The 25,996-nt window shown below is 60.9% G+C and carries 23 protein-coding genes; 11 read left to right on the top strand and 12 right to left on the bottom strand.

The annotated features are described in order from the left end of the window. Positions 1–192: 192 nt before the first annotated feature. Positions 193–825 (top strand): homoserine/homoserine lactone efflux protein, encoded by a 633-nt coding sequence (rhtB, locus tag HU765_RS23555; protein WP_186623331.1) that lies wholly within the window; start codon positions 193–195, stop codon positions 823–825. A gap of 213 nt (positions 826–1,038) precedes the next feature. Here the strand turns inward: rhtB and HU765_RS23550 are convergent, their stop codons facing one another. From HU765_RS23550 to HU765_RS23530, 5 genes are all read right to left on the bottom strand, one after another. Continuing rightward, complete coding sequence (locus HU765_RS23550) at positions 1,039–1,782, bottom strand: penicillin-binding protein activator LpoB (protein ID WP_186623329.1); 744 nt, start codon at positions 1,780–1,782, stop codon at positions 1,039–1,041. A 3-nt stretch (positions 1,783–1,785) separates the two neighbouring features. Next, complete coding sequence (lpoB, locus tag HU765_RS23545; RefSeq protein WP_186549634.1) at positions 1,786–2,373, bottom strand: penicillin-binding protein activator LpoB; 588 nt, start codon at positions 2,371–2,373, stop codon at positions 1,786–1,788. Between the two features lie 36 nt (positions 2,374–2,409). Further along, positions 2,410–2,781, bottom strand: a complete 372-nt coding sequence (locus tag HU765_RS23540; protein WP_016772611.1) for a YcfL family protein — start codon at positions 2,779–2,781, stop codon at positions 2,410–2,412. 16 nt (positions 2,782–2,797) lie between these two features. Beyond that, entirely contained in the window at positions 2,798–4,192 is a 1,395-nt protein-coding gene (locus HU765_RS23535) for a hypothetical protein (protein ID WP_186549632.1), read from the bottom strand. A gap of 207 nt (positions 4,193–4,399) precedes the next feature. Beyond that, a complete protein-coding gene (locus tag HU765_RS23530) occupies positions 4,400–5,806 on the bottom strand; it encodes a hypothetical protein (protein ID WP_186623327.1) in 1,407 nt (468 codons plus the stop codon). A gap of 241 nt (positions 5,807–6,047) precedes the next feature. Here HU765_RS23530 and HU765_RS23525 point away from each other — a divergent pair, with 241 nt between their 5' ends. Both HU765_RS23525 and HU765_RS23520 read left to right on the top strand, forming a co-directional pair. Then, positions 6,048–7,943 carry an FTR1 family protein gene (locus HU765_RS23525; protein ID WP_186623325.1) on the top strand — a complete coding sequence of 632 codons (1,896 nt, stop codon included), beginning with the start codon at positions 6,048–6,050 and terminating at the stop codon, positions 7,941–7,943. Positions 7,944–8,048: 105 nt separating this feature from the next. Beyond that, positions 8,049–8,504, top strand: a complete 456-nt coding sequence (locus HU765_RS23520; protein ID WP_186623323.1) for a YaiI/YqxD family protein — start codon at positions 8,049–8,051, stop codon at positions 8,502–8,504. 132 nt (positions 8,505–8,636) lie between these two features. Here the strand turns inward: HU765_RS23520 and elbB are convergent, their stop codons facing one another. Next, the gene (elbB, locus tag HU765_RS23515) at positions 8,637–9,305 is read right to left on the bottom strand and encodes an isoprenoid biosynthesis glyoxalase ElbB (RefSeq protein ID WP_186623321.1); all 669 of its coding nucleotides are present in this window, start codon (positions 9,303–9,305) and stop codon (positions 8,637–8,639) included. 161 nt (positions 9,306–9,466) lie between these two features. Beyond that, complete coding sequence (locus HU765_RS23510; RefSeq protein WP_186623319.1) at positions 9,467–10,126, bottom strand: DedA family protein; 660 nt, start codon at positions 10,124–10,126, stop codon at positions 9,467–9,469. Positions 10,127–10,332: 206 nt separating this feature from the next. On the opposite strand from HU765_RS23510, the gene hemB reads away from it, so the two are divergent. Together hemB and ppk1 are read left to right on the top strand one after the other, a co-directional pair. Further along, on the top strand, positions 10,333–11,346 hold the full coding sequence (hemB, locus tag HU765_RS23505) for a porphobilinogen synthase (protein WP_186623317.1): 1,014 nt from the start codon (positions 10,333–10,335) through the stop codon (positions 11,344–11,346). Positions 11,347–11,364: 18 nt separating this feature from the next. Continuing rightward, on the top strand, positions 11,365–13,590 hold the full coding sequence (gene ppk1 / locus HU765_RS23500) for a polyphosphate kinase 1 (RefSeq protein WP_186549620.1): 2,226 nt from the start codon (positions 11,365–11,367) through the stop codon (positions 13,588–13,590). Positions 13,591–13,763: 173 nt separating this feature from the next. Here the strand turns inward: ppk1 and ppx are convergent, their stop codons facing one another. From ppx to HU765_RS23475, 5 genes are all read right to left on the bottom strand, one after another. Continuing rightward, a complete protein-coding gene (gene ppx / locus HU765_RS23495; protein WP_186549618.1) occupies positions 13,764–15,266 on the bottom strand; it encodes an exopolyphosphatase in 1,503 nt (500 codons plus the stop codon). A 244-nt stretch (positions 15,267–15,510) separates the two neighbouring features. Beyond that, positions 15,511–16,248, bottom strand: a complete 738-nt coding sequence (locus tag HU765_RS23490; protein ID WP_186530872.1) for an amino acid ABC transporter ATP-binding protein — start codon at positions 16,246–16,248, stop codon at positions 15,511–15,513. After that, positions 16,235–16,885, bottom strand: a complete 651-nt coding sequence (locus HU765_RS23485) for an amino acid ABC transporter permease (protein ID WP_016772621.1) — start codon at positions 16,883–16,885, stop codon at positions 16,235–16,237. Before HU765_RS23485 ends, HU765_RS23490 begins: the two co-directional genes overlap by 14 nt. Further along, a complete protein-coding gene (locus HU765_RS23480) occupies positions 16,882–17,550 on the bottom strand; it encodes an amino acid ABC transporter permease (protein WP_186623315.1) in 669 nt (222 codons plus the stop codon). The genes HU765_RS23485 and HU765_RS23480 overlap by 4 nt, the downstream gene beginning before the upstream one ends. Positions 17,551–17,571: 21 nt before the next feature. After that, the gene (locus HU765_RS23475) at positions 17,572–18,357 is read right to left on the bottom strand and encodes a transporter substrate-binding domain-containing protein (protein WP_186549614.1); all 786 of its coding nucleotides are present in this window, start codon (positions 18,355–18,357) and stop codon (positions 17,572–17,574) included. Between the two features lie 256 nt (positions 18,358–18,613). Here HU765_RS23475 and HU765_RS23470 point away from each other — a divergent pair, with 256 nt between their 5' ends. From HU765_RS23470 to HU765_RS23445, 6 genes are all read left to right on the top strand, one after another. Continuing rightward, positions 18,614–19,318: an FCD domain-containing protein gene (locus tag HU765_RS23470; RefSeq protein ID WP_186549612.1), complete on the top strand. Its 705-nt coding sequence runs from the start codon at positions 18,614–18,616 to the stop codon at positions 19,316–19,318. A 120-nt stretch (positions 19,319–19,438) separates the two neighbouring features. After that, positions 19,439–19,768 (top strand): thioredoxin TrxA, encoded by a 330-nt coding sequence (trxA, locus tag HU765_RS23465; RefSeq protein WP_003206727.1) that lies wholly within the window; start codon positions 19,439–19,441, stop codon positions 19,766–19,768. A 247-nt stretch (positions 19,769–20,015) separates the two neighbouring features. Beyond that, positions 20,016–21,275 (top strand): transcription termination factor Rho, encoded by a 1,260-nt coding sequence (gene rho, locus HU765_RS23460; protein ID WP_057712815.1) that lies wholly within the window; start codon positions 20,016–20,018, stop codon positions 21,273–21,275. Between the two features lie 139 nt (positions 21,276–21,414). After that, on the top strand, positions 21,415–23,376 hold the full coding sequence (locus tag HU765_RS23455) for an acyltransferase family protein (RefSeq protein WP_186623313.1): 1,962 nt from the start codon (positions 21,415–21,417) through the stop codon (positions 23,374–23,376). Positions 23,377–23,456: 80 nt separating this feature from the next. Then, entirely contained in the window at positions 23,457–24,923 is a 1,467-nt protein-coding gene (gene ubiD, locus HU765_RS23450) for a 4-hydroxy-3-polyprenylbenzoate decarboxylase (RefSeq protein WP_008081413.1), read from the top strand. Next, complete coding sequence (locus HU765_RS23445) at positions 24,923–25,891, top strand: CDP-6-deoxy-delta-3,4-glucoseen reductase (protein ID WP_186549606.1); 969 nt, start codon at positions 24,923–24,925, stop codon at positions 25,889–25,891. Before ubiD ends, HU765_RS23445 begins: the two co-directional genes overlap by 1 nt. The last annotated feature ends 105 nt before the right edge of the window (positions 25,892–25,996 follow it).

Genomic DNA, 25,996 nt, shown 5'->3' with positions numbered 1-25,996 from the left:
ACGGTCTGTACTGTTACAGCAGTCAGATGCGAACTGTTCGTCCCACCACCCCTTCAAGTCTAACCATACAAGCGAGCCTGCTTGCGAAGGGGCCATTAGCCGCACCTGCAACCTTCAGCAAGAAATCGGTAGTCATCCACGCGAAGCCGCATTAGCTTAGGCATTTGCCACAAGCATCAGTCGAGGTGTGCGATGGAGCTTCAAACATGGCTGGCGTTTTTTGCCGCCTGCTGGGTGATCAGTCTGTCCCCGGGCGCCGGCGCCATTGCGTCGATGTCCAGCGGATTGCAATACGGCTTCTGGCGCGGTTACTGGAACGCCCTGGGTCTGCAAGTCGGCCTCGCCGTGCAGATTGCGATTGTCGGCGCCGGTGTCGGTGCGATCCTCACCGCCTCGGCCACGGCGTTTTATGCGATCAAATGGTTCGGCGTGGCCTATCTCGTTTATCTGGCGATCAAGCAATGGCGCGCGTTGCCCATGGACATGAGCGATGACGCAGCGGTGCGACCGATCGGCAAGCCGCTGGCGCTGGTATTCCGTGGTTTCCTGGTGAACATCAGCAACCCCAAGGCTCTGATATTCATGCTCGCGGTGCTGCCGCAATTCATCAACCCGCATGAACCGCTGCTGATCCAGTATCTGGTGATTGGCGTGACGATGATTTGCGTCGATCTGATCGTCATGGCCGGCTACACCGGGCTGGCGTCGAAGGTGCTGCGCCTGCTGCGCACACCGAAACAACAGAAGCGCATGAACCGCACGTTTGCCGGGCTGTTCATCGGTGCGGCGGCGTTTATGGCGACGTTGCGCAAAGCAGCGGTGTAAACCTGGCAAACAAAAAAAGGCGACCTTTGCGGGTCACCTTTTTTATTGCCTGCGAGATATCCGACTGAAACTCGATTGTGGCGAGGGGATTTATCCCCGTTGGCTCGCGCAGCGGGCCCTCTTGATCTTAAAAGAAGGGGCCGCTGCGCAGCCCAGCGGGGCGGTGCGACGTTTCGCTAAATCCCCTCGCCACAGAGAGTATTCATCCCGGTGTCAGCGCAGGATTACCGGTGCGGTATCGCGCGGCAGGTTATTGCGCTGCGGCGCCTCGCGCGGTTGCTCGTAACCGTCGCCACCGAGCTGCATGCTCAACTGCCCGGCCACGTCTTCGCCCAACGCCTTGGACACGTCACGCACCACTCTCGGACGGTTCAGCGAGATCTTGATGTCGCGGTGGTTCACCAGTTTGGTGTCCTGCGCTTCACCCATCGCCGTGAAAGCCGAAGTGATCTCGAAGGTCTTGGTGTTGATCAGGCTGAAATCCGCCACCAGCGTCAGGCCCAGCACCGCCGAGTAGCTGTCGGTGTGCGCCAGCTCGTTGATGTCTTGGGTGAAGTCGATGTCGGACACGGTGCCGAACAGCACGTAGTCGGCGCCTTTGAAGTTGCCGGCCTTGATGCGCTTGATCACGTCATACACATCGCCCTTGGACGAGGCGGTGTACGGAGTACCCTGCACCAGCTGGAACATGCCGGTACGGAGGATTTCGCCCTTGATATCGCCGGTGAATTTGCGCAGCTCGCCCTGTTCGATGTAGCTGGTGGTCGCTTCGATTTCGTTATAGCTCGAAGAACCGCTGGCGCTGTAATAACTCTCGCGGTGATTGCTCTGCGCCGAAACGATGTGGATGTATTGCTCCACGCGCTCCTGATACGCCAGATCCGTCACCGCCACTTTCGGGGCCGCCTGCACGCAGAACGCGCAAGCCAGGGCCATCATGCCAATCCATGTGCGCATCGATTAACGCTCCGTGGTTTTGCGAATCTCTTTTTCGTCCATCCACTCGGCCAGACCACTTTCGACGTCGATCAGTTGCAGGCTGAATTTGTAGAAGACGTCCTTGTAGTCGCTGCTGCGCTTGACGATCGAACTGATCGAGCCTTCGATGCGGTACTTGGCAGCAATCATGTTGCCGGTCTTGGCCACAGTGCTTTTCTTGTACAGGCCGCTCTGGTTTTGCAGCTTGAGCTGATCGACCTGGCTCTGCATTGCCGTGTTGTCGCTGGCGAAGCGCGCCACGCCGGTCTTCATCAGTTGGGTCTTGATGCTGGTGGTGATTTCGCGGGTATCGATGTACTCGCTGGTCTTGTTCTTCACGTCGTAGACCTGAACCACCGGACGGCCCTGCAAAATGCCGGACTGGGCCAGCGAGCGGGTCATCGATTCGGCGATCATCTGCAGGTCGGTCGAACCGAATTCATTGGTCACGGTTTCAACCGCTTTGGTGTCGCCGTAGCTGATGTTCTTGCTGCCCAGGGTCGGCGAAGTATTGGCGCAACCGGAGGCCAGCAGGGCGATGACGGCGATGCAGGAAAAGCGTGCAAACATGGGAGTGCTCTCTAAATCAGAAAAAGGGTGACGGGCTTACGGCGTCTTGATTTCCAGACGGAAGTCCACGGCTTTCGGAGTCGGGGCGATGGCCTGAATGAAGCTGGTCTGCGCGCCATACATCATCTGGCTCTTCCAGACTTCTTCTTCGGCTACCGGGAAACCTTCCGCGCCCAGCCAGGCGAAGCGGTAGTAGAAAATTTTGTTGCTGTTGAGGGTGTTGCTCAACTGCACATTGACGGTCATAAAGCCGTTTTCACGGGCGACGCGCATGGCGCCGACAACGATGTGTTTCTGCGGGCCCATGGCCACGACCTTGCTCGCGGCGCTGCCCGGCTCCGGCGGTGGCGGGGTGGCGCAGCCTGCCAGCAAGGCGAGGGCGGCCACGGCGATGATCTTCAAGCGCATTGCAAAGACTCCGTTCTTAAGGTTGTTTGAGGCTGGCGACGTTGGTCGCGCCGGCACTCGGCATTACGTGCGCGGCGATGCCGCCGGCGAACACCTGATTACCCACGGCACGCAGGCTGACCACCTGATAACGCTGATCGACGGTGACCTTGACCACCGAGCCGCCGACGGCGCTCGGCAGGGTAACCTGATGCTCGCCCTTTTTCAGGCGCAGACGCACCACTTGGGTGTTGTCCGGCAGGGTGCGCCATGTACGGGTATCGGCACCTTCAAGCACCGCTGAAGAAATGCCCACGGCAAGACCGGCCAGCGGGTTGGTTTCGTTGATCTGTTTCTGCGCCACGCCCTTGGTGATTGCGCGCACGGTGGTGCGTACGATGATTCCCGGCATGTCATCGCGCAGGGCGCGGCGGGACATGGCAGTGGTGCTGTTGAGCGCGGTCAGGTCGACTTGCTTGCCGTCGACACCGATCTGCGCGAACGGCGCGGTGGAGGTGTCCGGTTTGATGATCGGGAACGACAGCGGGGTGATCACCACGTTGTTGGAAATCGGCAGCGGCAGCGGCACGCGGATCGAGTCGCGCGCCGGCGCCAGACCGCTCTGGACCACGATCAGGATGTCGCTGTCGTCAGACTTCACAGGCTTGTCGAGGTTGACCAGCGCCTGCTCGAGCAGCGGCGTGTTCGGGCGCAGCTCGGCGGCTTTGCGATAACCCGGCGCCGCCAGATCTCTTTCGCCCAAGGCTTCGTAAACGAAACCGGCCAGGTAATGACTGAATGCGCTCTGGTAGCTGTTCTTCAGACCGACCACTTCCGGGGCGTCGAGGCTGGCGACCGGATAACCCTGCAAATCCTTGTACTGGGTCTTGATGCCTTCTTTCTCGGCCTGTTCTTCGCTCCTGAGGTATTCCTTGTCGCGCAGGTCGGCGATCACCGCTTCACGTTCGTGAGTCTTCTTGATCGCGGTGCGGGCGCCATCGAAGTCGTTGACTGCCAGCAGGTTCAGGGCCATCTGCGTGGTCAGCATGACTTTTTCGTAGTCATAACCTTCGTAGCGACGCACCTTGTCGTTGACGATGAAGCTACCGAACTGCGCCAGGTACTTGGCCGAGTCGAGCTTGACCGCGTCTTCCCACTGCCCGACCACCTGATCGGCGCTGCCCCAGGCGTTCTGGCTGCCAGAGAGGTCGCCCTTGGCGCGCAGCAACTCACCTTTCTCGAAGTAATAAAGCAGGTCTTTGTCGGTGCCGGTGTTGTTCTTTTCCAGCAGGGTCAGGGCGGCGTCGACATTGCCGGCCGCCAGTTGCTGGTTGGTCTGGGCCAACTCGGAATCGTAGTTGCGAAACGCCGAACAGCCAGACAGCAACGTGACCGCGCCGAGGGCGATCAAAGTGGGAGTGCGCAATGCCATGGAGGTACTTCTTCCCTGAGTAGCGATAACTACAGCCGCCTGTGCTGGTCGGGCTAGTGTGACCTATCGGCGGCGGCGCTGGCCTCCTGCCAATTCCTCATGCGTGAGGAGCTTTGATGCCGGCTCGCTGGGCGAGGGCGCGGCATTATAAGCGCTGGGTGATGGCTATGTAATAGCTTTTTGGGTGCATTTTCTGAGGTTGTGCCATCACCTGTCCGCAGAAGCGGGTTTATCCGGTGCAGGTTTGTGATTCGGCACAAAGGCTGATCCAACGGTGTAGACCTGATCCCGGAATACCCGCAGGTGCAGAATCTGGCGATCCTGGTCGACGCGTAATTCAAAAGGGTGGTCGATGGGTGCAGTCGCAAAACGGAAGGTATGCAGGCCTTTCTTCAGGCGCAGGCGGGCGACCAGTGTCTTGTCCGGCAGCGCTCGCCATGTGCGGGTGTCGGCTTCTTCGAACGGATCATGCTGAGTGACGATCAACGATGCTTTCGCCGGGTTGCGCTCGTTTTCCTGCGCTTGACCGATAGCGGCCATGTTGGCGCGGAACATCGCCCGCGAGATGATTTCCGGCATGTCGTCGCGCAGTGTGCGCATGGACATGTCGGTCACGCTGTTGATCACCACCAACGGCTGCTTGCGACCCTCTACGGTGATATGGCTGAAGTTGGGCGTGACCGCGTCCGGCACCATCACCGGGAATGAAATGGGCGCAATGATGACCAGCGTTTCGTTCAGACGAACCGGGATCGACACCTGCACGGAGCTGCGAGCCGGGGCCAGGCCACTCTGGATAATCAGCAACACATCGCTTTCATCGGCTTTCGCTGGCGGTTTGTCGAGATTGCGCAGGGCCTTTTGCAGCAAGGGCATGTCCGGCCGCAGTTCGATCGCCTGACGATAACCGGCCGCTGCCAGGGCGCGCTCGCCGAGGGCTTCGTAAGTGAAGCCGGCCAGATAGTGGCTGAACGCACTCTGGTAACCGTTTTTCAGCTCCACGACCTGCGGCGCTTCGAGCAGGGCGACCGGGTAACCCTCCAGGTCCTTGTAATGCAGGGTCTTGCCTTGGGCTTTGGCCTGTTCCTCGGCCGCTTCGTATTGCTGTTCACGCTGCCGGGCGATCAATGCTTCGCGTTCGTGGGTCTTCTTGATGTCTGCGCGGGCGCCGGCGAAGTCATTGACGGACAGCTGGTTCAAGGCCATCTGTGTGGTCAGCATGACCTTTTCGTAATCGTAGCCTTCGTAGCGCCGCAACTTGTCGTTGACCAGCATCGTGCCCATTTCATCGCCGAAGCGCGCCAGTAATTTCAACGCGCCGGACGGGTTGGCCTCCTCGCGCTGGAAGATCATCCGGTCGGCGTTGCGCCAGGCGTCCTGGCTGTCGGGCAGGACACTGCCAGCGCTGAGTATTGCGCCTTTTTCCAGGTAATACAGCAGATCCTTGTCTTCCCACGGGTTGTGCATTTCCACCAGTGCCAGAGCCCCGTTCAGATTGCCCCGGGTCATTTGCTCGGTGGTCTGCTGCATTTCAAGATCGTAGTTGCGGTAGGCGGCACAACCGCTCAACTGAATAGCCACGCAAAGCAGCAAAACGAACGGAAGACTCCGCATTAAGGTTGTTCCTCGCACGCAAATGCTCTGGGGCGGGCAGTATAAGGTGGGTGATGGCAAATGGCTGCGATCTTCATCCAAGGTCAATCGGCAGCGCGCCGTGCGGCAATACTCGGCGACAGACGTTGTTGCTGTCTGCCGGGAATGTCCTGCCTATCAAGGTGAAACGCCGACAAAGCTTGAGAGAAACGTCTGCGAAGTGAACAATATGTAACTTCGTATTTCCATTTGAGATTCTTTCATGACTGCCTCGTCCCGATTGCTGGCCTGGCTGCTGCTCCCGTTATTCGCCCTGAGCAGCTTGCCGCTGCTGGCCGATAGCGTGGACGGCGCGCCGCAAGCGCTGCACCTGCTGGATTACATCAGCGCCGACTATCCGCCGACCGTCGCGGCAGGCAAAGTCATCGACGACGGCGAATACCGCGAACAGCTGGAATTCACGCAGGTGCTGCAAGGCTTGATCACCGCGCTGCCGGCGAAACCGGAAAAAGCCGCGCTGGAGCAGGGCGTCGACTCTTTGCACGCCGCTATCAGTGCGAAGCAGGAGGGCGCCGATGTCGCCCGTCAGGCTCGCCAGTTGGGGGCGAAACTGGCCGTGGCTTATGAAGTCAGTCAGGCACCGATCATCACGCCGGACCCGACGCGGGGTGCACCGCTGTATGCGCAGAACTGCTCGGTGTGTCACGGCGACACTGGCGCCGGGGACGGCCCGGCCGGGGTTGGCCTGACGCCCGCGCCAGCGAATCTGCGCGACGCTGCGCGGATGGATCACCTGAGCCTCTACGCGATTTACAGCACCCTTGGCCAAGGCGTCGAAGGCACCGACATGCCGGCGTTTGCCGATCAGCTCGATGATCGTCAGCGTTGGGATCTGGCCACCTATATCGCCGGCTTCAGCGCCGATGCGGCAGCCGCCAAGTCCGACAAGGTCTACAACATCGCCGATCTGGCGCGCCAGACGCCGGCCGAAGTGCAGGCTGTCGAGGGCGCACAGGTCGCGGCAACGTTCCGTGCGCAACGCGCACAACCGCCGCAGGTCAAACGCGGCCCGGCGCAGTTGCTCGATTATACTGCCGCCACGCTCGACAAGAGCCTCGCGGCCTACCGCGCCGGTGAGCATGATCAGGCCTATGACCTGTCGGTAGCGGCGTATCTGGAAGGTTTCGAACTGGTCGAAAGCTCGCTGGACAACGTCGATGCCAACGTACGCAAGGACACCGAAAAATCGCTGATGGCGTACCGGCAGTCGCTGCAGGACGGTCTGCCGGTCGAGCAAGCCGAACAGCGTCTGGACGCGGCCAAGGCGAAACTCAAGGAGTCCGCCGGCCTGCTGGGCAGCGATGGGCTGAGCTGGTCGCTGAGCTACATTTCCGGGTTGCTGATTCTGCTGCGCGAAGGCCTGGAAGCGATTCTGGTGCTGGCGGCGATCCTCGCCTTCCTGCGTAACACCGGCCAGCAATCGGCGGTGCGCAGTGTCAATGTGGGTTGGGGGCTGGCGTTGCTGGCAGGTTTGGCTACCTGGGCGCTGGCTGCATACGTGATCGACGTCAGTGGTTCGCAACGTGAGTTGCTGGAGGGCGCGACGGCGCTGTTTGCCAGTGTCATGGTGCTGTGGCTTGGCGTGTGGATGCACGACCGTCGCCATGCCGCTGCCTGGCAGGATTACATCAAGAGCAGCCTGGTCGGTGGCGGCGGGCGTTTCGGCTTTGCGATCCTGGCGTTCTTCTCGGTCTATCGCGAGTTGTTCGAAGTAATCCTGTTCTACGAAACCCTGTGGTTGCAGGCCGGTCCGGCCGGGCATGACGCCGTGCTGGCCGGCGGCGCGACGGCGCTGGTGCTGCTGATCGGCCTGGCCTGGGTGATCCTGCGCGGCTCGGCGAAACTGCCGCTGACGCTGTTCTTCAGCATCAACGCCGCGCTGCTCTGCGCGTTGTCGGTGGTGTTTGCCGGGCATGGCGTCAAAGCCTTGCAGGAAGCCGGGATCTTCGGCACTCGGCCGGTGGCATTCTTTGAGTTCGACTGGCTGGGGATTCATGCCGATGCGTATTCGCTGACAGCGCAGGCGGTGGCGATTCTGGCGATTGTTGTGTTGTATGGGCGTAGTTGGGTGGCGGAGAAGCGCCGAGTCGTCGCTTAAAGAAGCATTCGCTGGCGCTCACATTCGCGAGCAGGCTCGCTCCCACAGGGTCGGTGTGTATCCTGTGGGAGCGAGCCTGCTCGCGAATTTTTTGGAGGCAAGAAAATGCGTGTATGGATCGATGCCGACGCCTGTCCGCGGGCGGCGAAGGATCTGGTGGTGAAGTTCGCCCTCAAACGCCAGTTCGAGGTGGTGCTGGTCGCGGGTCAGCCACAGATCAAGCCTGGGCTGGCCATCGTCAAACTGATCGTGGTACCGAGCGGGCCGGATGCGGCGGATGATTATCTGGTCGAGCACGCCGTACCGGGCGAGCTGGTGATTTGCAGCGATATTCCGCTCGCCGACCGGCTGGTGAAGAAGGGGGTGGCGGCGCTGGATCCGCGCGGCAAAGAGTTCGATGCGCAAAACATGGGCGAGCGTCTGGCGGTGCGTAATCTGTTCACCGATCTGAGAGAACAGGGCCAGATGAGCGGCGGTCCGGCGCCGTTTGGCGAGCGTGAGAAGCAGGCGTTTGCCAATGCGCTGGACCGGATTCTGACCAGACTCACCCGCACATCCTGAGACTTGCACGGATCCCCTTGTAGGAGTGAGCCTGCTCGCGATAGCGGCGTATCAGGCGGCACATGAGTTGGCTGACACACCGCTATCGCGAGCAGGCTCACTCCTACATATAAGTTTGCGTGCAGGCAGTGATCACGCGTCGTTTTCGTGGGTCAGTTCGAGTACGCGGTCGACCAGTTTGTTGATCCCGGACGCCGCTTCGCTGATGGTCTGCGCCAGCATATAAGCAGGTGTGGTGACCAGTTTTCGCGCCTTGTCTTCAACGATTTCGGTCACGGCGCAGTCTTCGTGTGTCGCGCCCATTTTGCTCATTGCGGCGGCAGTGTCGGCATCGTTGCCGATGGTGCAGGTCACGCCCGGTCCGTAGATTTTCGCCGCCAGTGCCGGTGAGATACAGATCAGCCCGACTGGTTTGCCGGCTTCGGCAAACGCCTCGGCCAAGGCCAGCACGTCCGGTTGCACGGTGCAGCCGGCGCCTTCGACGGCGAAGTTCGACAGATTCTTTGCTGCACCGAAGCCGCCGGGCACGATCAACGCATCGAAGTCATCGACGTCGGCGTCGCGGATGTCCTTGACGTTGCCACGGGCAATGCGCGCCGACTCCACCAGCACGTTGCGCGATTCGGGCATTTCTTCACCGGTCAGGTGGTTGATCACATGCAGCTGCGCAACGTTGGGAGCGAAGCACTGCACCTGCGCGCCTCGCTGGTCCAGGCGCAGCAGGGTGATGACACTTTCGTGGATCTCGGCGCCGTCGTAGACGCCACTGCCGGACAGGATCACTGCAACTTTTTTGCTCATGGGCTTCTCTCCAGATTCATGGCGCTCAATGTCCACTATATTGCTGCGGGTTGCCAGAGCGGCAAGCGCCGGCCAACACCGGGACAGAGCGCTTTCTACATGGATCGCAACGACGGCGGGGTGTTCATTATTTGCCGGCTGTCGGGCGCAAGCGCCCGCAATCAGTCAGCCGGCGTCTTTGGTTCGGCAGGATTGGCCGACTCGGCCTCGCGCAATTGTTCAGCCTGGGCTGCTTTAGCGGTTTGCTCGTCTTGATAGACCTGTCTGGCCAGGCGGGCATTCTTGAAGCGTCGACGCAGCCACAGGCCGAGGCCCAGCAACAGCAGGGCGCCCAGCACCCATAGCTCATACTTCTTGATGCTGCCGAGCATGCCTTCGAGTACCGCGCCGAAGTGATACGCCGCCGCCGCCAGCGCCGTTGCCCAGATCGCCGCGCCGATACCGTTGAGTAGCAAATAGCGTCCCGGCGGATATCCGGACAGGCCGATCGCCACCGGCATCACTGTGCGCAAGCCGTAGACGAAGCGGAAGCTCAGCACCCAGATGTCCGGGTGTCGGCGGATATGCTCCAGCGCGCGGTCGCCCATCATTTGCCAGCGCGGTTTGCGCGCGAGCAATTTGCGCCCGTGCTTGCGCCCCATGAAGTACCACAGCTGATCGCCGGCATAGCTGCCGAAGAACGCCACGACCACCACCAGGTTGATGTCCATATAGCCACGGAACGCAAGAAAGCCTGCGAGCACGAGGATGGTTTCGCCTTCGAAGAACGTGCCGAGAAACAGGGCAAAGTAGCCGAAGTCATGCAGAAATTGTTGGAGCATTGTCTGGGTGCTGGCGAAATGAACGCGCAGCCTAACCCTTCGGACACATTCAGGAAAGTATCGAAATGTGTCTCGACGTGAACAATTCCTGCACTGAGAATGGAATGCGGCTACCTGTCACAGCTCTCACACAACTGTCATCCGTTCGTCATAATGGCCGTCTATAACTGTCACGCTCGCCCGTTGCGCGGGCTCAGGAGTCTGCCGTGAGCTTTACCCCCGCCAATCGTCTGTTCCCTGCCACTCGCCTGCGCCGCAATCGCCGTGATGATTTTTCGCGGCGGCTGGTGCGGGAAAACGTGCTGACGGTCGATGATCTGATCCTGCCGGTATTTGTGCTCGACGGTGAAAACCGCCGCGAAGCCGTGGCCTCGATGCCGGGTGTGGAGCGTTTGACCATCGACCTGCTGCTGGAAGAAGCCGCCCAATGGGTCGAGCTGGGCATTCCGGCGCTGGCGCTGTTCCCGGTCACACCGCCGCAACTGAAATCCCTCGACGCCGCCGAAGCCTGGAATCCCGACGGCATCGCCCAGCGCGCCACCCGCGCGTTGCGTGAGCGCTTCCCGGAACTGGGCGTGATCACCGACGTGGCGCTCGATCCATTTACCACCCACGGTCAGGACGGCATTCTCGACGCCGACGGCTACGTGCAGAACGACATCACCGTTGACGCACTGGTGCGCCAGGCGTTGTCCCACGCCGACGCCGGCGCGCAGGTCGTCGCGCCGTCGGACATGATGGACGGGCGCATCCAGGCCATTCGTGAAGCGCTGGAAGTCGCCGGCCACGTCAACGTGCGGATCATGGCCTACTCGGCGAAGTACGCCAGCGCCTATTACGGCCCGTTCCGCGACGCCGTGGGTTCGGCGTCGAACCTCGGCAAAGCGAACAAGGCCTCTTATCAGATGGACCCGGCCAACAGCGACGAAGCGCTGCACGAAGTCGGCGCGGACTTGTCTGAAGGCGCGGACATGGTCATGGTCAAACCGGGTATGCCGTACCTGGACATTCTTTTTCGGGTCAAAGATGCCTTCAAGGTGCCGACCTTCGTCTATCAGGTCAGTGGCGAATACGCCATGCACATGGCAGCGATCCAGAATGGCTGGTTGAGCGAAGCGGTGATTCTCGAATCATTGACCGCCTTTAAACGTGCCGGTGCAGATGGCATCCTGACTTACTTTGCCGTTCGTGCCGCTCAATTGTTACGAGAGCAGAAATAGCCCTCCCAGGAACATTCCATGAATACCGAAGGACTCACTGAAGTTGCCGTAAAAGAAGCTCAGCCGGTGGTCGAGCAAGTCACCGAAACCCCGCCGGAACTGGAGCCAGCGCCACCCGCGCCGGCGGCCGAACCGGTTGCGGCGGTGCCGGCGATCGCCATTCCCGGTCTGGATGACAGCAGCCTGTACATCCATCGCGAGCTTTCGCAATTGCAGTTCAACATCCGCGTGCTGGAACAGGCGCTGGACGAGTCCTATCCGTTGCTGGAGCGACTGAAGTTCCTGCTGATCTTCTCCAGCAACCTCGACGAATTCTTCGAGATCCGCGTCGCCGGGCTGAAAAAGCAGATCACCTTCGCCCGTGAGCAGGCCGGCGCTGATGGTCTGCAGCCGCATCAGGCGCTGGCGCGGATCAGCGATCTGGTCCACGGCCATGTGGACCGCCAATACGCGATCCTCAACGACATCCTCCTGCCAGAGCTGGAAAAGCATCAGGTGCGCTTCATCCGTCGGCGCAATTGGACGACCAAGCTCAAAACCTGGGTGCGCCGCTACTTCCGCGACGAGATTGCGCCGATCATCACCCCGATCGGTCTCGACCCGACGCACCCGTTTCCGTTGTTGGTGAACAAGAGCCTTAACTTCATCGTCGAGCTCGAAGGTATCGACGCCTTCGGTCGCGATTCCGGTCTGGCGATCATTCCGGCCCCGCGCCTGCTGCCGCGGATCATCAAGGTACCGGAAGAAGTCGGCGGCCCCGGCGACAACTATGTATTCCTTTCGTCGATGATCCACGCCCACGCCGACGACCTGTTCCAGGGCATGAAGGTAAAAGGTTGCTACCAGTTCCGTCTGACCCGAAACGCCGACCTGGCGCTCGATTCCGAAGACGTCGAAGACCTGGCCCGCGCGCTGCGCGGCGAATTGTTCTCCCGCCGTTACGGTGATGCAGTGCGGCTGGAAGTCGCCGACACCTGCCCGAAACACCTGTCGGACTACCTGCTCAAGCAGTTCAACCTGAGCGAGACCGAGCTGTATCAGGTCAACGGCCCGGTCAACCTGACGCGTCTGTTCAGCATCACTGGTCTGGACAGCCATCCGGAGCTGCAATACACGCCGTTCACCCCGCAGATCCCGAAACTGCTGCAGAACAGCGAAAACATTTTCAGCGTGGTCAGCAAGCAGGACATTCTCTTGCTGCACCCGTTCGAGTCGTTCACGCCAGTAGTCGACCTGCTGCGTCAGGCGGCGAAAGATCCGCATGTGCTCGCCGTACGGCAAACGCTGTACCGCTCCGGGGCCAACTCCGAAATCGTCGATGCGCTGGTGGATGCCGCGCGTAACGGCAAGGAAGTCACGGCGGTCATCGAGTTGCGTGCGCGTTTCGACGAAGAGTCCAACCTGCAATTGGCCAGCCGTCTGCAAGCAGCCGGTGCGGTGGTGATCTACGGCGTGGTCGGTTTCAAGACCCACGCCAAGATGATGCTGATCCTGCGTCGTGAGGCCGGTGAGATTGTCCGCTATGCGCACCTCGGCACCGGTAACTATCACGCCGGTAACGCCAAGCTGTACACCGATTACAGCCTGCTGACCTCCGACGACGCCTTGTGCGAAGACGTCGGCAAACTGTTCAGTCAGTTGATCGGCATGGGCAAGACGCTGCGCATGAAAAAGCTGTTGCATGCGCCGTTCACCCTGAAGAAGGGCATGCTCGACATGATTGCCCGCGAAACCCAGTTCGCCGTTGAAGGCAAACCGGCGCACATCATCGCCAAGTTCAACTCGCTGACCGATCCGAAGATCATCCGCGCGCTGTACAAGGCCAGCCAGTCGGGCGTGCGTATCGATCTGGTGGTGCGCGGCATGTGCTGCCTGCGTCCGGGCATCGCCGGGGTCTCGCACAACATTCACGTGCGCTCGATCATCGGCCGCTTCCTGGAACACACCCGAGTGTTCTACTTCCTCAACGGCGGCGAGGAGCAGATGTTCCTCTCCAGCGCCGACTGGATGGAGCGCAACCTCGACAAGCGTGTCGAGACGTGCTTCCCGGTCGAGGGCAAGAAGCTGCTGACCCGGGTCAAGAAAGAGCTGGAGCTGTACCTGACCGACAACACCCACAGCTGGAGCTTGCAGTCGGATGGCCGCTACATCCGCAACACGCCAACCGGCAACCAGAACCCGCGCAGTGCGCAGGCGACGTTGCTGGAGCGGTTGGGCAGTCCGATATTGCCGGTGAGCAGCTGACCGTCAGCGCAATAAAAAAGGCGATCCCTCGGGATCGCCTTTTTTGTGTCTGTACTGATTCAACCTGTGGCGAGGGGATTTATCCCCGTTGGCCTGCGCAGCAGGCCTGGTTTGATCAAAGAAAGGGTCGCTTCGCGCCCCAACGGGGATAAATCCCCTCGCCACAATCAGTGTCAGTGAACCGTGAGGACGATGCCGACCCGCGTCAGCCAGTCTGCCTCCAGCCCGAAATCCGCCTGGGTCAGTTGATTTTCTTCCAGCCAGTTCTCGGGAAATTCCACTTCCAGCCTGTCGCCATTGGCGTGCAGCACCACCTGCGGCATCGCCTGAGTACCACGAATGTGGTGGAACAGGATGGCAAAGCGCAGCAGCACGCAGAGGCGGATCAGCTTGATGCCGTCGTCGCCGAATTCGGCAAACTTGTCTTTGGGAATGTTGCGTCGGTGGCCGCGCACCAGCAGGGCGAGCATTTGCTGGTCTTCGCGGGAGAAGCCGGCGAGGTCCGAGTGTTCGATCAGGTAAGCGCCGTGTTTGTGGTAGTGGTAGTGGGCGATGTCGAGGCCGACTTCGTGCACTTTCGCCGCCCAGCCCAGCAGTTCGCGCCAGATGCCGTCGTCCAGCTCCCAGTCCACCGCGACCTGGTCGAACGCATGCAGGGCTTTGCGTTCCACCCGCGCGGCTTGTTCCAGGTCGACGTGGTAACGCTCCATCAGCGAGGTCAGGGTGCGTTCGCGCACGTCTTCGTGATGATGGCGGCCGAGCAGGTCGTACAGCACGCCTTCACGCAGGGCGCCGTCGCAGTGGTCCATGCGTTGCAGTTCGAGGGCATCGAAAATCGCTTCGAGAATCGCCAGGCCCGCCGGGAAAATGGTCCGGCGGTCAGGCTTGATGCCTTCAAAGTCGATCTTGTCGGCGTCGCCCAGTTTGAACAGCCGGCGCTTGAGCCAGGCCAGGCCTTCGGCATTGACTTCGCCCGTGCCGTGGCCGCCAGCCTTCAACGCCAGACCGATGGCGCGAATGGTGCCTGAGGAGCCGATGGCTTCATCCCAGGTCAGGCGGTGCAGGGCGTGCTCGATGCTCATGATCTCCAGCCGCGCCGCCGTATAGGCCTGGGCGTAGCGCGCGGGGGTGATCTTGCCGTCCTTGAAGTAGCGCTGGGTAAAGCTCACGCAACCCATTTGCAGGCTTTCACGCAGCAACGGCTCGAAACGCTGGCCGATAATGAACTCGGTACTGCCGCCGCCGATATCGGCCACCAGGCGTTTGCCGGGGGTGTCGGCGAGGGTGTGCGACACGCCAAGGTAAATCAGTCGCGCTTCTTCACGACCGGAAATGACTTCCACCGGATGGCCGAGGATTTCTTCGGCACGGCGGATGAATTCGCCGCGGTTGCGCGCTTCGCGCAGGGCGTTAGTGCCGACAATGCGCACGGCGCCGAGCGGCATACCGTTGATCAGTTGGGCAAAACGCTTGAGGCAATCGAGGCCGCGCTGCATCGATTCTTCGTTGAGTTGGCGCGCGTCGTCGATGCCGGCGGCCAGTTGCACCTTTTCGCCGAGGCGCTCAAGAATGCGGATTTCGCCGTTCTGGGCCTTGGCCACGACCATGTGAAAGCTGTTGGAGCCCAGGTCGATTGCGGCGATCAGGGACAGATTCTTGGCTTGGGATTGCGGCATGGTCAGGGGGTCTCGGTCGATAACCCCGCCATCGTGCCACGATCAAACGCTGGCGCCAACGCACACGGTTCAAACCGTTGATCCTGCGCAGCAAGCTTGACACCGCAGCGCGGCCATTCGCGAGCAGGCTCGCTCCCACATGGCAATGCGTACTGCTTGGGGTTTGCTTTGATCCCATTGGAATGCGTTCCAATGTGGGAGCGAGCCTGCTCGCGAAGGCGCCCGCCTCGACACCGGAGAGTTTTCAGGCTGTCGCTTCCACTGTGCCAATAAAGTTCGCCAGCTCGGCCGTCTGCGGATTGGCAAACAGCACCTTCGGATCCCCCACCTCATGTACCTTGCCGTGGTGCATGAACACCAGTTTGTCGCCCACTTCCCGGGCAAAGCGCATTTCGTGGGTGACCATGATCAAGGTCATGCCTTCCTTCGCCAGTTGCCGCACCACGCTGAGCACTTCGTTGACCAGTTCCGGATCGAGCGCCGAGGTGATTTCATCGCATAACAAGACTTTCGGCGACATCGCCAGAGCCCGGGCGATCGCCACGCGCTGTTGCTGACCGCCAGACAACCGGTCCGGAAAGGCGTCGAATTTTTCCCCCAGGCCGACACGTTCAAGCATCTCGCGCGCCAATTGCGCGGCCTTGGCCTTCGGCACTTTCTGCACCACTTGCGGCGCCAGCATGACGTTCTCGCCCACGGTCAGGTGCGGGAACAGGTTGAACTGCTGGAACACCATGCCGACTTTCTGCCGCAGGCTGCGCAAGTCGGCGCGGGCGGCGTCGAGGTATTCGCCGTCGACTTCGATCACGCCGTCGTTGATCGACTCCAGACCATTGAGGGTGCGTAGCAACGTGGACTTGCCCGAGCCGCTGCGGCCGATGATCGCCACCACCTGGCCTTCCTCGACGCTGAGGTCGATGCCTTTGAGTACATGGTGATCGCCGTAGTATTTATGCAGGGCGGAAATTCTAAGCAGAGGCATGCAGTCTCCTTTCCAGGTAGCGCGCACTGAGGGACAGGGGGTAGCAGAGCAGGAAGTAGCCGAGGGCGACGAGGCCGTAGACCATGAACGGTTCAAACGTGGCGTTGGCGAGCATGCCGCCGGTCTTGGTCAGCTCGGTGAAGCCGATAATCGACGTTACCGCCGTGCCTTTGACCACTTGCACCGAGAAGCCCACGGTTGGCGCAACAGCGATGCGCAGCGCTTGCGGCAGAATGACGTAGCGCAGTTGCTCAAGCGGATTGAGCGCCAGGCTCGAGGAGGCTTCCCACTGGCCGTGGGGAATGGCCTCGACGCAACCGCGCCAGATCTCCGCCAGATAGGCGCTGGTGAACAGGGTCAGGGCGATCGCCGCGGCCATCCACGGCGAAATCTCAATCCCGGCCAGGGCTACGCCGAAGAACACCAAAAACAGTTGCATCAATAATGGCGTGCCCTGGAACAGCTCGATCCAGGTGCGGGCAATGCTGCTCGGCAAGGTGTTTTTCGAGATGCGCATCACCAGAATCAGCAGCCCGACAAGGCCGCCACCAATGAACGCCACCAGCGAAAGGGCCAGCGTCCATTGCAGACCGGTGAGCAGGTTGCGCAGGATGTCCCAGAAAGTGAAGTCGCTCATTGGTTGCTCCTGGCGATGAACCGGCGACCGAACCAGTTGAGCAATTGGCGGATCAGCAGCGCCATGCACAGGTAGATCAGCGTGGTCAGCGCATAAGTCTCAAAAGCGCGGAAATTGCGCGACTGAATGAAGTTCGCGGCGAAGCTCAGCTCTTCAGTGGCGATCTGCGAGCACACCGCCGAACCGAGCATGACGATGATGATCTGGCTGCTCAGCGCCGGCCATACCTTGCCCAGCGCCGGCAGCAGCACCACGTGGCGGAACGCTTCGAAGCGCGTCATGGCCAAGGCTGCGGCGGCCTCCAGTTGCCCACGGGGGATCGCCTGAATGCCGGCACGAATGATCTCGGTCGAATAGGCGCCGAGGTTGATCACCATTGCCAGCACCGCCGCCTGCCACTCGGAGATTTGCACGCCGAGCGACGGCAGACCGAAGAAGATGAAAAACAACTGCACCAGAAACGGCGTGTTGCGGATCAACTCGACGTATACGCCGAAAATCGCCGAGAACGGGCGGATATGCCAAGCCCGCACCAGCGCCCCGACAATGCCCACGCCCACCCCGAGCAACGCGCCGATGGCGGTCAGCTCAAGGGTGAACAGTGCGCCACGCAGCAGCAGGTCGGTGTTTTCCACCACCGGCAGGAAATCGAACTGATAAGCCATGAAGGTCTCCCGCGCAGTCGATCAGAGATCGGCCGGCAGCGGCTCTTTCAGCCAGGTCTGCGAATTCTTTTCCAGTGCGCCGTCAGCCTTGGCGGTGTTGAGGATGTCGTTGACCTTGGCCAGCAGCGCCGCTTCGTTCTTGTTCACGCCGACGTAGACCGGCGAATCCTTGAGCTTCACTTTCAGCGCCGGCACGCGTTTCGGGTTCTTTTCGCTGATGGCGACCATCACCACGTTGCCGCTGGCGATCAGATCGACCTGGCCGGCCAGGTAAGCGGCGATAGTCGAGTTGTTGTCCTCGAAGCGTTTGATGGTCACGCCTTCGGGGGCGACCTTGGTCAGTTCGATATCTTCGATGGCGCCGCGGGTAACGCTGATGGTTTTACCTTTGAGGTCGTCGAGGCTGGTGATGGCGGCGTCTGGCGGGCCGAACACAGCGAGGTAGAACGGCGCGTAGGCGCGGGAGAAATCGATGACTTTCTCGCGCTCGGCGTTTTTGCCGAGGCTGGAAATCACCAGATCGACCTTGCCGGTGGTGAGGAACGGGATGCGGTTGGTGCTGTTGACCGGGGTCAGCTCAAGTTTGACCTTGAGCTGGTCGGCGAGCAGTTTCGCCGTGTCGATGTCCAGTCCGCGCGGCTTCATGTCCGGGCCGACCGAGCCGAACGGCGGGAAATCCTGAGGCACGGCAACTTTCAGCGTGCCGCGTTTGACCACGTCGTCCAGACCGTCGGCGTGAGCGGGAGCCTGGCACAGCAGCAGGCCGGCAAACAGGGAAGCGAGGAGGGCGCTGTAACGCTGGGTCATGGACAATCTCCGGATCGGCGGGAAGTGGTTTCTGCGATCGGACAGAGCATGGGCCGTGCCAACGCGTGGCATTCGCCTGCGCAAGCCGCAGTATCAGCGGCTTCGTTCGGTCTTACTGGTCTGAACAGTCAGGTCGCATTTCGCACTGCGATGGCGCATCGATGGTGCGCGCCGAACCCCGCTGGGGCACGACTTGCCGGACTCGGCGAATAGCTTTACAACTAGCCGCACCTTGGCCCTGACGCGTCCGCAAACCATGAATTCGATCTCCCGCGCCGTACCCGAAGTGGCGCTGCAAGCGATCCGCAAACTGATCACCGAACAGGGCTTCGGCGCTGGTGCTGCCTTGCCGTCGCAACGGGATCTGGCACTTCAACTGGGCGTCAGCCGGGCATCGCTGCGTGAGGCGTTGTCGTCGCTGAGCGCGTTGGGCGTGGTCAGTATCCAACCGGGCAAGGGCGTGTTTGTGCAGTCGCCGGTCGAGCTGCCGCGCGGCGAAGCGCCGGGCTGGCCGTTCGCGGAGCAGGCCTCGCCGCTGGACATCTTCCAGCTGCGCTACGCGCTGGAGGGCTTTGCCGCAGGGCTGGCAGCGACCACGTTGAGCACGTTTGATCTGGATGCGCTGGAAGACAACGTCGCGGCGATGCGCGAGCAATTGCGCGGCGGCGACTTCGAAGCGGCGGCGAAACTCGACTTCGAGTTCCATCGGCGCATCCTGCTGGCCAGTGGTAATCAGGCGATGCTGAGCATCCTCACCGCCAGCGCCGAAATCTTTCTCGAAAGCCAGAAACTGCCGTTCATCCGCGCCGAGCGCGCCATGGAAACCTGGCAGGAACACCGCAAGATCCTCCGCGCTCTGGCCCGCCGTGCGTCGGCGGCTGCGCAAAAAGCCATGCAGGAACACGTGCGCAACGCGGCCCTGCGTACCGGAATCGCCTTCATCGCTCCCGTCGCCGGCTGATTTGAGCTATACCGAAACTCATCAGGGGCCATAGCAACACTCAATCATCTGCGACTTCCTGAACAAGGGAAGGGCGGCTATGATGGACCACGTTTTTTTGCTTACAACCTGGAGAATTCCATGAGCAGCGATCTGATCAAACACGTTAGCGACGCTAGCTTCGAAGCCGACGTACTCAAGGCCGAAGGCGCTGTCCTGGTCGACTACTGGGCTGAATGGTGCGGCCCTTGCAAAATGATCGCACCGGTTCTGGACGAGATTGCCGAGACTTACAAAGGCAAGCTGACCGTCGCCAAACTGAACATCGACGAAAACCAGGAAACCCCGGCCAAGCATGGCGTGCGCGGTATCCCGACGCTGATGCTGTTCAAGAACGGCAACGTTGAAGCGACCAAGGTCGGCGCCCTGTCGAAGTCGCAACTGGCGGCTTTCCTCGACGCCAACATCTAAGCGTCGCAGTAAAACGCTGAAAAAAAGCCCCGCAATTCGCGGGGCTTTTTGCGTATTCAGGGCTAGACGCTCCGAAACTCAGGTGGTACATTCGGCCCCGCACTGGTTTCTCCACTGCCCCCTGCTAGCCGTCGCCGACGCACTCCTTTTCGAATTAGTTCGCGATCCTGTCGCCTTCTCCGCGGCGCGGCCTCATTAAGCCAAAAGCTTAATTTCCCCCCTCCATAAATGATTACGTCATTCCTATATGAATCTGACTGAACTCAAGCAAAAGCCGATTACCGAACTGCTCGAATTGGCCGAACAGATGGGCATAGAAAATATGGCCCGTTCGCGCAAGCAGGACGTGATTTTCTCCCTGCTGAAAAAGCACGCCAAGAGCGGCGAGGAAATCTCCGGTGATGGCGTGCTGGAGATTCTCCAGGACGGCTTCGGCTTCCTGCGCTCCGCAGACGCTTCCTACCTGGCCGGCCCTGACGATATCTACGTCTCGCCAAGCCAGATCCGCCGCTTCAACTTGCGCACCGGTGACACCATCGTTGGCAAGATTCGCCCTCCGAAGGAAGGTGAGCGGTATTTCGCCCTGCTCAAGGTCGACACGATCAACTTCGATCGTCCGGAGAACGCGAAGAACAAGATTCTCTTCGAGAACCTGACGCCGCTGTTCCCGACCGTGCGCATGAAGATGGAAGCCGGTAACGGTTCCACCGAAGACTTGACCGGCCGTGTGATCGACCTGTGCGCGCCGATCGGTAAAGGCCAGCGTGGCCTGATCGTGGCGCCGCCGAAAGCCGGCAAGACGATCATGCTGCAGAACATCGCCGCGAACATCGCCCGTAACAATCCTGAAGTTCATCTGATCGTGCTGTTGATCGACGAGCGTCCGGAAGAAGTGACCGAAATGCAGCGCACCGTGCGCGGCGAAGTGGTCGCCTCGACGTTCGACGAGCCGCCGACCCGTCACGTGCAAGTGGCTGAAATGGTCATCGAGAAGGCCAAGCGCCTGGTCGAACACAAGAAAGACGTGGTGATCCTGCTCGACTCCATCACCCGTCTGGCCCGTGCCTACAACACCGTGATCCCGAGCTCCGGCAAGGTCCTGACCGGTGGTGTCGATGCCCACGCCCTGGAGAAGCCGAAGCGTTTCTTCGGTGCGGCGCGCAACATCGAAGAAGGCGGCTCGCTGACCATTATCGCCACCGCGCTGGTTGAAACCGGCTCGAAGATGGACGAAGTGATCTACGAAGAGTTCAAGGGTACCGGCAACATGGAGCTGCCTCTGGATCGCAGGATCGCCGAGAAGCGTGTGTTCCCGGCCATCAACATCAACCGTTCCGGCACTCGCCGCGAAGAGTTGCTGACCGCCGACGACGAGCTGCAGCGCATGTGGATTCTGCGCAAGCTGCTGCACCCGATGGACGAAATCGCCGCCATCGAGTTCCTGGTCGACAAGTTGAAAACGACCAAGACCAACGACGAGTTCTTCTTGTCGATGAAGCGCAAGTAACAGCAAGTCGTTGAAAAAGGCGTCCCGCGAGGGGCGCTTTTTTTTGCCTGCGATTTTATTTGTATCTGGATTGAAGCTTGCGCGGCTGCTAACTTCGCGCCTTCAAGGGACTCTGTATCCAGAACAGGTAAGGTTTTACATGCACACGTTTGGCAATCGCCGTGATATCGACGGTTTACGCGCACTCGCGGTACTTCCCGTCGTGCTGTTTCATTTCGGATTCACTACATTCAGCGGCGGCTTTGTCGGCGTCGACGTTTTCTTCGTCATTTCCGGCTTTCTGATCACCTCGATTCTGTTCCGTGAAATCAGTGCGCAGCGCTTCAGTTTCCTCGATTTCTGGGGCCGTCGCGCCCGGCGTATCCTGCCGGCGCTGACGTTGGTGGTGGTGGTGACTCTAGCGTTGGGCTGGTTGCTGCTGACGGCCAAGGACCTGTCCGATCTGGGGCGGACCATTCGTTACCAGTCGCTGTTCATTTCCAACATCCTGTTCATGCGCGAAGACGGCTATTTCGAGCCGGCGTCGGATCTGAAACCGTTGCTGCATACCTGGTCGCTGGCGGTAGAAGAGCAGTACTACATCTTCTTCCCGCTAATGATGGTGCTGTTGATGCGTTATGTCCGGCACTGGCGCTGGATGCTGTTCGCGGTGCTGCTGGTGTCGTTCGGGCTGAACATCGTTTACATCGAGCGCCGTCCGGAATTCGCTTTCTTCTCTCTGCCGACCCGCGCCTGGGAACTGCTCTGCGGCGCCATGCTCGCGGTACTGCCGGCAGCAAAGCACGCGCCGCGGCTTTGGGTTCGGCAAACGGTCGGCCTGGCCGGACTGGCGGCGGTGCTGCTGGCGGTGTTCACCTTTGACAAAACCACGGTGTTTCCGGGTTGGGCAGCGTTGTTGCCGGTGCTCGGTACGACTGCATTGATCTGGTCGGGCGCACGCGGCCCGACCCTCGCAGGCCAGCTGTTGAGCCTGCGGCCGATGGTGTGGATCGGTCTGTTGTCCTACTCGCTGTACCTGTGGCATTGGCCGATTTATGTGTATGCCAACGCCATCTCTATCGACGGTATTCAGCCGCTGGAAGCTGTTGGCTGGATTGCGCTGGCAGTGGCGCTGGCGTGGCTGAGCCTGCGCTATGTCGAGCTGCCGTTTCGCGAGAAGCGGGTGTTTGCCAGCCGTAACTCGGTGCTGGTCGGGGGGCTGGTTTCCATTACTGCGCTGGCCGTGGTCGGCTCGGCCATCCGTTCGGCGGACGGCGTGCCTGAGCGTCTGAGCGGCAAGGCCCTCGAATATGCGCAGTCCCAGGAATGGAACGCCGGGCAAATGAAATGCATGCACATGAGCAAGGACAAGACGCTGGACAAGGCGTGTCGCGTGGGCGGCGATCAGAAGATTGCCCCGACGAAGATGTTCTGGGGCGACAGTCATACCGCTGCGCTGCTGCCGGCCATCGAAGGCAATAGCCAGCGTGACGGTCAGCCAGTGTGGCTTTACAGCCTCACGGGATGCCCGCCGATCATCGATGACGCCTTGCGCCCGCAGTGCAAGCAATTCAACCAGCGCAACATGCAATTGGTCCGCGAACTGGGCATCAAGGACGTGGTGCTGGCGGCAAACTGGAGTTTGTATGTCTACGGCCGCGAGGACGGCGACGGCGACAAGCAGTTCCTGCTCGATCCTTCGCGCAATGTTGCGCAGTCCGAGAAGCGCATGGCGGCCGCGATCAAGGCGCAGGTCGGCGAGCTGCGCGAGGCTGGCGTGCAGGTCTGGCTGTTCAAGGAAGTACCGCTGCAGCACAAGAGTTACATCGGTCGCCTGACCAGCCTGGCGCGCGTCGGCCGTTCGGCAGAAGGCCTTGGTCGCCCGCTCGGCGAACATCTGGCTCGCCAGCAATTCTTCACTGAGCTGTTCGGCGCGATGAATGCCGCGGATGCCGGTGTGCACGTCATCGACCCGACGCCGCTGATGTGCAAGGACGGCCTGTGCATGATTGATGTCGATGGCCATTCTCAGTACAAGGACGCCGATCACCTTTCCGACGCCGGCAGCGCGCGGCTGAGCCCGCTGTTTGCGCCGATGCTGCTGGGCGCAAGCCACAATTGAGCGCTGCCGGGCACTGACGGGCTGCTGTTTGCCCGTCAGAGCAGGTAGGATGTACGCCTATTTTGAGGGTGCCATCGTCAATGAAATTCAAGGATCTTCGGGATTTCGTGCAGCAGCTTGAGCAGCGCGGAGAGTTGAAACGCATCCAGATTCCCGTCTCGCCGGTGCTGGAGATGACGGAGGTGTGCGACCGCACGCTGCGGGCCAAGGGGCCGGCGCTGTTGTTCGAAAAGCCCACGGGCTACGACATTCCGGTGCTCGGCAACCTGTTCGGCACCCCTGAACGCGTGGCCATGGGCATGGGCGCCGAGTCGGTCAGCGAGCTGCGCGAAATCGGCAAGCTGCTGGCCTTCCTCAAGGAGCCGGAGCCGCCGAAGGGCTTGAAGGACGCGTGGTCGAAGCTGCCGATTTTCCGCAAGATCATCTCGATGGCGCCGAAAGTCGTCAAAGATGCGGTGTGCCAGGAAGTCGTCATCGAAGGCGATGACGTCGATCTGGCGATGCTGCCAGTGCAGACCTGCTGGCCCGGCGACGTCGGCCCGCTCATCACTTGGGGTCTGACCGTCACCAAAGGTCCGAACAAGGAGCGCCAGAACCTCGGCATCTACCGCCAGCAGGTGATCGGCCGCAACAAGGTGATCATGCGCTGGCTCAGCCACCGTGGCGGTGCCCTTGATTTTCGCGAGTGGTGCGAGAAGCACCCGGGCCAGCCGTTCCCGGTGTCCGTGGCGCTTGGCGCCGACCCGGCGACGATTCTCGGTGCGGTGACGCCCGTCCCGGACAGCCTCTCCGAATACGCCTTCGCCGGTCTGCTGCGCGGCAACCGCACCGAACTGGTCAAGTGCCGTGGCAACGACCTGCAGGTGCCGGCCACCGCCGAGATCATCCTCGAAGGCGTGATTCATCCGGGCGAGATGGCCGATGAAGGCCCCTACGGCGACCACACCGGTTACTACAACGAAGTCGACAGCTTCCCGGTGTTCACCGTCGAGCGCATCACTCACCGGATCAAGCCGATCTACCACAGCACCTACACGGGTCGTCCGCCGGATGAGCCGGCGATTCTCGGCGTGGCACTCAACGAAGTGTTCGTGCCGATCCTGCAAAAGCAGTTCCCGGAGATCACCGACTTTTACCTGCCGCCGGAAGGCTGCTCGTACCGCATGGCCATCGTGACCATGAAGAAGTCGTATCCGGGGCATGCCAAGCGCGTGATGCTCGGTGTCTGGTCGTTTTTGCGACAGTTCATGTACACCAAGTTCGTTATCGTCACCGACGACGATATCAACGCCCGTGACTGGAATGATGTGATCTGGGCCATCACCACGCGCATGGACCCCAAGCGCGATACGGTGATGATCGATAACACGCCCATCGACTATCTCGACTTCGCCTCGCCGATTTCCGGCCTGGGTTCGAAGATGGGTCTGGACGCCACCCACAAGTGGCCGGGCGAGACCACTCGCGAGTGGGGTCGTGTGATTGTCAAGGACGACGCCGTTACCCAGCGGATCGATGCCATATGGAATCAATTAGGAATAGATTGATGCGTGTAACCTTGCAGCCCTCCGGAGCAGTGCTTGAGATACGGCCCGGTGAGCGGATTCTCGACGGCGCGCGGCGCCTGGGCTACGACTGCCCGCAAAGCTGCCGCAACGGTAATTGTCACGTGTGTGCGGCGCTGCTGGTGGAAGGCCGCGTCGAACAGGCGGGCAACGTGCACGATCATGGCGAGTTCTACACTTGCATCGCCGAGCCGCTGGAAGACTGCGTGCTGCTCTGGGATGGCGTGCTGGCGCTGGGCGAGTTGCCGGTGCGCAGCCTGTCCTGTCAGGTCATTGAATGCCGTGAGGTCGGCGGCGATACCTGGCGCGTGCGGCTGCGTGCGCCGGCGGGCAAACCGCCGCGCTATCACGCCGGCCAGTACCTGATGATCGAGCGCGAGAGCGGCGAGAAATCAGCATTTTCCATGGCTTCGGCGCCCCATGGCGGGCGCGATCTGGAAATTCACGTGCTGGCGCGTGAAGCCAGTGCACTGAGCCTGATCGAGCAACTGCAACGCAACACGCTGGTGCGCGTCGAACTGCCGTTCGGCGATACCCACCTCGCCGAATTGCCCGACGGCCCGCTGGTGCTGGTCGCCGCCGGTACCGGCATGGGCCAGATTCACAGTCTGATCGAACATTGCCGCGCTGAAGGCTTCAAGCATCCGGTGCATCTGTACTGGGGGGTGCGCCGCCCGGAAGATTTCTACCAGATCGAACATTGGGACGAATGGCTGAAACTGCCCAACCTGTTTCTGCACAAGGTGGTCAGCGATCAGTGTGGCTGGGAAGGGCGCTGCGGGATGCTGCATGAAGCGGTTTGCGAGGACTTCCCCGACCTGAAACCGTTGCACGTCTATGCCAGCGGTTCGCCCGCCATGGTCTACGGCACGCTGGACGCGCTGGTCGAGGCGGGAATGGATGCGCACCAGATGCGCGCTGACGTATTCGCCTACGCACCGCGCTCTTGAAAATGTGGGAGCGAGCCTGCTCGCGAATGCGGTTTATCAGTCACCATTGATGTCGACTGACCGATCGCTTTCGCGAGCAAGCTCGCTCCCACCTTGGTTTTATGC

It is taken from the genome of Pseudomonas sp. SWRI81 (assembly GCF_014268545.1).
GTDB classification, from domain to species: domain Bacteria; phylum Pseudomonadota; class Gammaproteobacteria; order Pseudomonadales; family Pseudomonadaceae; genus Aquipseudomonas; species Aquipseudomonas hamedanensis.
Note: the sequence above shows the minus strand (reverse complement) of the source record. Positions and strands in the feature narration are given on the sequence as shown.

Excerpts from the sequence above, each read along its gene's own strand:
- rhtB (WP_186623331.1), top strand. The coding sequence starts at position 193 with ATGGAGCTTCAAACATGGCTGGCGTTTTTTGCCGCCTGCTGGGTGATC.
- HU765_RS23550 (WP_186623329.1), bottom strand. The coding sequence starts at position 1,782 with ATGCGCACATGGATTGGCATGATGGCCCTGGCTTGCGCGTTCTGCGTG.
- lpoB (WP_186549634.1), bottom strand. The coding sequence starts at position 2,373 with ATGTTTGCACGCTTTTCCTGCATCGCCGTCATCGCCCTGCTGGCCTCC.
- HU765_RS23540 (WP_016772611.1), bottom strand. The coding sequence starts at position 2,781 with ATGCGCTTGAAGATCATCGCCGTGGCCGCCCTCGCCTTGCTGGCAGGC.
- HU765_RS23535 (WP_186549632.1), bottom strand. The coding sequence starts at position 4,192 with ATGGCATTGCGCACTCCCACTTTGATCGCCCTCGGCGCGGTCACGTTG.
- HU765_RS23530 (WP_186623327.1), bottom strand. The coding sequence starts at position 5,806 with ATGCGGAGTCTTCCGTTCGTTTTGCTGCTTTGCGTGGCTATTCAGTTG.
- HU765_RS23525 (WP_186623325.1), top strand. The coding sequence starts at position 6,048 with ATGACTGCCTCGTCCCGATTGCTGGCCTGGCTGCTGCTCCCGTTATTC.
- HU765_RS23520 (WP_186623323.1), top strand. The coding sequence starts at position 8,049 with ATGCGTGTATGGATCGATGCCGACGCCTGTCCGCGGGCGGCGAAGGAT.
- elbB (WP_186623321.1), bottom strand. The coding sequence starts at position 9,305 with ATGAGCAAAAAAGTTGCAGTGATCCTGTCCGGCAGTGGCGTCTACGAC.
- HU765_RS23510 (WP_186623319.1), bottom strand. The coding sequence starts at position 10,126 with ATGCTCCAACAATTTCTGCATGACTTCGGCTACTTTGCCCTGTTTCTC.
- ppk1 (WP_186549620.1), top strand. The coding sequence starts at position 11,365 with ATGAATACCGAAGGACTCACTGAAGTTGCCGTAAAAGAAGCTCAGCCG.
- ppx (WP_186549618.1), bottom strand. The coding sequence starts at position 15,266 with ATGCCGCAATCCCAAGCCAAGAATCTGTCCCTGATCGCCGCAATCGAC.
- HU765_RS23490 (WP_186530872.1), bottom strand. The coding sequence starts at position 16,248 with ATGCCTCTGCTTAGAATTTCCGCCCTGCATAAATACTACGGCGATCAC.
- HU765_RS23485 (WP_016772621.1), bottom strand. The coding sequence starts at position 16,885 with ATGAGCGACTTCACTTTCTGGGACATCCTGCGCAACCTGCTCACCGGT.
- HU765_RS23480 (WP_186623315.1), bottom strand. The coding sequence starts at position 17,550 with ATGGCTTATCAGTTCGATTTCCTGCCGGTGGTGGAAAACACCGACCTG.
- HU765_RS23475 (WP_186549614.1), bottom strand. The coding sequence starts at position 18,357 with ATGACCCAGCGTTACAGCGCCCTCCTCGCTTCCCTGTTTGCCGGCCTG.
- HU765_RS23470 (WP_186549612.1), top strand. The coding sequence starts at position 18,614 with ATGAATTCGATCTCCCGCGCCGTACCCGAAGTGGCGCTGCAAGCGATC.
- trxA (WP_003206727.1), top strand. The coding sequence starts at position 19,439 with ATGAGCAGCGATCTGATCAAACACGTTAGCGACGCTAGCTTCGAAGCC.
- rho (WP_057712815.1), top strand. The coding sequence starts at position 20,016 with ATGAATCTGACTGAACTCAAGCAAAAGCCGATTACCGAACTGCTCGAA.
- HU765_RS23455 (WP_186623313.1), top strand. The coding sequence starts at position 21,415 with ATGCACACGTTTGGCAATCGCCGTGATATCGACGGTTTACGCGCACTC.
- ubiD (WP_008081413.1), top strand. The coding sequence starts at position 23,457 with ATGAAATTCAAGGATCTTCGGGATTTCGTGCAGCAGCTTGAGCAGCGC.
- HU765_RS23445 (WP_186549606.1), top strand. The coding sequence starts at position 24,923 with ATGCGTGTAACCTTGCAGCCCTCCGGAGCAGTGCTTGAGATACGGCCC.